The 4,657-nt window shown below is 76.9% G+C and carries 1 protein-coding gene and 2 pseudogenes; 2 read left to right on the top strand and 1 reads right to left on the bottom strand.

Annotated features, from left to right (window positions below):
* Positions 1–188: pseudogene (locus ABT369_RS57630) on the bottom strand (endo-1,4-beta-xylanase); the annotation flags it as partial.
* Positions 189–542: 354 nt separating this feature from the next.
* On the opposite strand from ABT369_RS57630, the gene ABT369_RS57625 reads away from it, so the two are divergent.
* Positions 543–3,314, top strand: coding sequence for an FtsX-like permease family protein (locus ABT369_RS57625; protein ID WP_350627216.1), 2,772 nt, complete (start codon positions 543–545; stop codon positions 3,312–3,314).
* Positions 3,311–4,657: pseudogene (locus ABT369_RS57620) on the top strand (hypothetical protein); the annotation flags it as partial. The gene ABT369_RS57625 and the pseudogene ABT369_RS57620, both read left to right, overlap by 4 nt.

Here is a 4,657-nt window from a genome sequence, read left to right as displayed (position 1 = left end):
GTCGAGTCGCCGAGCCGGCCCGCGGCGATCGCGGTGCCGAAGTACCGCCCGGACTGCGCGGCCGCCGCACCGAGCGTGCTCGCGGCGGCGCTCGCGTCCGGGATGATCATGATCGCGCCCGCCACGGCGACAGCGGCGACGGTCCCGCCGATCAACGCCTTGACGCGCAACGATCGTCTGGTTGCCACGATGGGCCTCCTTGTCGGTCCTGGGGCCGGGCCGCCGCCCACCGCACGCGGGCAGGCGGGAGCCGCCGCGCGTGCGCAGGGGTGTCGGTGGGCTGCATGACCCGGACCGCAGAACGGTGGATTTCAATGCGTTGTCATGCTGGCACGGGGGCCGGGGGCGAGCAAGACTTTCCGGAATACTTTCGGAAGGTGCTGCGGCGCGACTGCCCTGGAGTGCACGCGAGACGTGAATAGAGCCCGGAAGTTCCGAAGTTTCGGTGCTGAAAATTTCGCGGCGGCGGGGTCGGACCGCGAGACGATCCACTTCTTGGGAGCGATCCCACGCGAGGCCCCCGGTCCGGTTATGGTCTGCGCGTGCTGGCCGTCGTCTTGAGCGCCATCCGTATCCGCCGTGGTCCCGCCGTGGTCATGGCGGTGCTCGTCGCGCTCACGGCGGGCGGGCTCGCCGCGGCCGGCTGGTTCGCCGAGCGGGACGCCGCCCGGGTCACGGCCGCGCTGATCGCCGCCGCCCCGCCCGCCCAGCGCACGATCGTCGTGCGCGGCACCATCGCGCTCGGCGCCGACCCGCAGGAGGCGCTGCGGCGCTTCCGGGCGACGACCGAGTCGACGGCAGGGCTTGCGCTGGAAGACGGCGTGGCCGGAGTACAACTTCCGGGCTTTGTCGCGACGGCGACCGGGGAACGGTTCGCGACCGAGCTGCGGTATCGCGACGACGGGTGCGCGGGCCTCACGCTCACCGGCAGGTGCCCGGCCGGGGCCGGCGAGGTGGCGCTGCCCGCGGCCCTGGCCGAGCGGCTGGGCACGACGGTCCAGCACATCAACGGCCTCGGCCGGCAGCCGCTCACGCTGACCGTCGTCGGCACGTTCGAGCAGCCCGGCGACTATGCGATCACCACCCTCGACACGATCGCCGCGGCCGGGGTGCCCGCCTACGCGACCGAGGACCTGCTGCTGCCCGCCGCGCAGTTCGGCCGGGGCGATCCCGCACCGGTTGCCGCCGCGGTCGCGCGGCTGCAGCGCAACTCGCTCGAGGTGAGCCAGAACGCCGAGGCACTGAACAAGTCGGTCGCCGGCGAGCGGTACGCGGTCACGCACGGCATCGTCGTCGCCGCCGTGCAGCTCGTCGCGATCGGCTGGATCGCGATCGGGGTCACCGCCTGGTATGCCGCCGAGGGCCGCCGCTCCGACGCCGCCCGCATCGCGCTGCGCGGGGCGCGACGCTGGCGGGTCCTCGCCGCGACCTCCGGGCAGAGCGCGCTGCCCGCGCTCATCGGCGCCGCCGTCGCCGGGAGGACCGGCCTCGTCGTCGGCGCCGGGGCGCTGGTGCTCATCGTGGCGGCCGACTGGCGGCTCACCCGCGCGCCGGTGCAGCGGCTGCTGCGGTCCGCGCCGCCGCGCCGGGCCGCGCTCGCCGGGGCCGCGCTCGACCTCACCGTCATCGCCCTCGCGGTCGCCGCCGGCTACCAGTCCGCGGTCACCGGCGAGGCGCCCGTCGACGGCTTCGGCCTCGAACTGCTCACCCCCGTCCTGCTCGCCACCGCCGGGGCCGTGCTGCTGACCCGGCTGCTGCTCCCGCCCGCCGTCGCCGCCGGGCGCGCGGCCCTGGCCCGGGGCCGGGTCACCGCCGGGCTCACCGCGCTGTTCCTGGCCCGGCGCACGTCGGCGTACCGGATCGTGCCCGTCCTCGCCGCGGCCGCCTGCGTGTGCGGGGTCGCCGCGCAGGACTGGGCGCGGGCCGACACCGCACGCCTGCACCGGGCCCAGGCCGAGATCGGCGCCGACCGGGTGCTGGAGATCGCGCCGGTACCGCCCGAGCGTCTCCTGTCCGCCGTCCGCGCCGCCGATCCGCAGGGCCGTCGCGCCATGGCCGTCGTCGTGGCGCACGCGTCCGGCCCCGGCCCGCGGATCCTCGCCGTCGACTCGGCCCGGCTGCGCGCGGTCGCCGCGGTCGACCCCGGACCCTCGATCGAACGGCTGCACCCGCCCGCCCCGGGGCCGATCGCGTTCACCGGCACGACCCTCACGCTGCGGGCGGCCGGCGACGGGACGGTCGCCGTGGGCCTGACCCTCGCCGTGCACGGCACCGGGGAGACGGTACGCGCGGACTTCGGGGCGATCGGGGACGACGGGCCGTACGACTCGGACGTCCTGGCCTGCAAGGACGGCTGCCGGGTCGTCGCGCTCGACCTGCGCGGAGACCCCGGAGCGCAGCTCGATCTGTCGGAGCTGCGGGCTGACGGGAAGGTGGTCGTCGACGGGGCCGGGTTCGCCGATCCGGCGCGGTGGCGGACCACCGTCGGCGGCGCGGCCACCGGGCTGCAGCGGCTGCGCGGCGACGGCCGGATGCGGCTGGCCACCATCGCACCCGCCCGCGCCGCGGAGGTCGACCAGCATCTGTACGTCGTCGACGCCCCGCTGCCGCTGCCGGTCCTGGGCACCCCGGGCAGCCTGCGGGAGCCGGACCAGAGCGGCACCGCCGAGCTCGCCCTCGCCGGCGTGACGCTCCCGGTGCGACCGTCCACGGTGGACTGGATGCCAGGAGTCGTCCTCACCGACCTGGAGTACGCGGACCGGCTCACCACCGGCCTCACGCGCGCCAAGGGCGCCCGGGCGGACGAGCGCGACCAGGTCTGGCTGGCCGCCGGCGCGCCGCCGGACATCGTCGACCGGCTCACCGCGGCGGGCCTGCGCATCACCGGCGGCGACTCCGTGGCGGCCGGCCGGGACCGCCTCGCGCGCCTCGGCCCCGCCGCCGCGCTGCGCTTCCACCTGCTCGCCGCGGCCGTCGGGCTGCTGCTGGCCGGGGCCGCGCTGACCGTCGTCGCGGCCGTGCAACGCCGTCAGCGCCGGGCCGAGTTCGAGGCGCTGCGCCGCCAGGGGGTGCCCGCGCGGGTGCTGCGCGCCGCCGGCCGGTGGTCAGCCCTGGCGCCCGTGGTCCTGGCCCTGGCGATCGGGCTCGTCGCCGCGGCGGCGGCCCGCTGGCTGCTCCGCTCGCCGGTGCGGCCGTTCACCGACGGCTGGCCCGTGCAGGAGCCGGCCGTTTCGGTACCGGCACTGCTGGCCGCCCTCGCCGCCGCCACGATCTGCTTCACCGCCGCCGCCCTCGGCTCGCGAGCCCGCCGATGATCGCGCTGACGCTCGCCATGCTCCGGGCCCGCTGGCGCCCGGCCGTCGCGCTGTTCCTCCTCGCCGCGCTCGCCTCGGCCGGGGTCGCGCTCGCCCCCGTGTACCTGGCCCGCGCCGAGGACGGCATCGTCGCCGACGAGGTCGCCGCGGCCCGCCCGGACGAACGCACCATGCTCGTCACCGCCACCCTCGAGCCCAACGCCGCCGGCACCATGGACGACCGTTTCGAACGCGACGGCGCCCGCCTGCTCGACGCGCCCGGCTACACGCGCGTCTTCTCGGCGTCGTTCGTCGCGCAGCCGGTCGAGGAGCCCGCGGTGTTCCTGGACGGGACCCGGCAGGTGACCTTCCGCGACGACCTCTGCGAACACGTGACCGTCCACGAAGGACGGTGTCTCATGAGCCAGGGCGACGCCGTGCTCAGCGAGGAGACCGCGCACCGGTTCGGGGTCCGGCTCGGCGACCCGCTCGCGCTGAGCTCGTCGTCCTACAACTCGTCCACGAGCCAGTTCGTCACCAACGGCGCGCCCGGCTACCTGACCGTGGTCGGCATCGTGCGCCCGATCGCGTCGCCGTACTGGGGCCGCGGCCGCACCGACGCCGCCGTCTACGTCGACCGGCGCACCTTCGACGGCTTCGTGCGCACCTCGGAGCTGCAGACGTACGACGCCTACCCGCAGCCCGGCGCCATCCGCGTCGCGACCCTGCCGCGGCTGCGAGCCTGGCTGTCCCAGGTGGACCCCGGCGCCGGCGGGGGGCAGGCCTCGATCGGTCTCGGCGGCCTGCTCGACCGCATCGACGCCGCCCGCGCCGCGGCCCGGGAGCCGGTGCCGTTCGCGGCCGTGCCCGTCGCGCTGCTCGGCGGTGCCGTGCTCCTCTTCGCCGTCGCGACCGGTGCCCGCGCGAGCCGCTTCGAGCACGGCATCGTCGCGCTGCGCGGCGCCCGCCGGCCCGGCCGCTGGTGGCTCGCGATCGCCGAGCCGGCCGTGCCCGTCCTCGCCGGCGGCCTGACCGGCAGCCTGGTCGCCGGGGCCGGGGTGCCGTCGGCGCTGCGGTACGGGGCCGCGCTCGGCGCCGCCGTGGTGCTCGCCGGGGCCGTGGTGGCCGTCCGGGCGATCTCGGCGCCGCTGAGCGACCTGCTGCGGCGGGTGGACCGGCGAGGCGCCCGGTGGCGGTCGGCGACCTTCGACATCCTGGTCGTGCTGCTCACCGTCGCGGCCGTGGTGCACTTCCATACGTCCGGCGACAACGTGTACGGCGTGGCGCCCCTAGCCCCGGCGCTGCTCATGCTGGCCGTGGCCCTGATCGCCGCGCGGGCGATGCCGCTCGTGGCCGCCCGCGCC

This window comes from Dactylosporangium sp. NPDC000244 (genome assembly GCF_040300725.1).
Lineage (GTDB): Bacteria > Actinomycetota > Actinomycetes > Mycobacteriales > Micromonosporaceae > Dactylosporangium.
Note: the sequence above shows the minus strand (reverse complement) of the source record. Positions and strands in the feature narration are given on the sequence as shown.